1 protein-coding gene and 1 pseudogene are annotated in these 324 nt (G+C 44.1%); both read left to right on the top strand.

Annotated elements, in window-relative coordinates; translation table 11 throughout:
- A partial coding sequence (locus A3762_RS07030; protein ID WP_082868989.1) for a 50S ribosomal protein L23 occupies window positions 1–190 on the top strand: 190 nt, incomplete at its 5' end.
- 14 nt (window positions 191–204) lie between these two features.
- A pseudogene (locus A3762_RS26385) lies at window positions 205–324 on the top strand (50S ribosomal protein L2); the annotation flags it as partial.

Here is a 324-nt window from a genome sequence, read left to right as displayed (position 1 = left end):
TGCGAGCAAGCCAGAAATCAAGAAAGCAGTTGAAGCGTTGTTTAACGTAGATGTTAAGTCAGTTCAAACTGTAAATATCAAGGGCAAGACCAAGCTTACGCGTAACGGTCTTGGTAAGCGTAAAGATATTCGTAAAGCGTATGTTCGTTTGGCTGAAGGTCAAGACATCGACTTTATGGATGTTGAATAAGGTAGGAGATAGTTATGCCAGTCGTTAAAGCCAAACCGACTTCTGCCGGTCGCCGTCACGTAGTTAAGGTTGTAAACCCTGACCTACATAAAGGCCGTCCTTACGCGCCATTGGTAGAGAAAAAGTCTAAGAGC

The organism is Oleiphilus sp. HI0125 (genome assembly GCF_001635355.1).
This window is presented reverse-complemented; position numbering and strand designations above follow the sequence as displayed.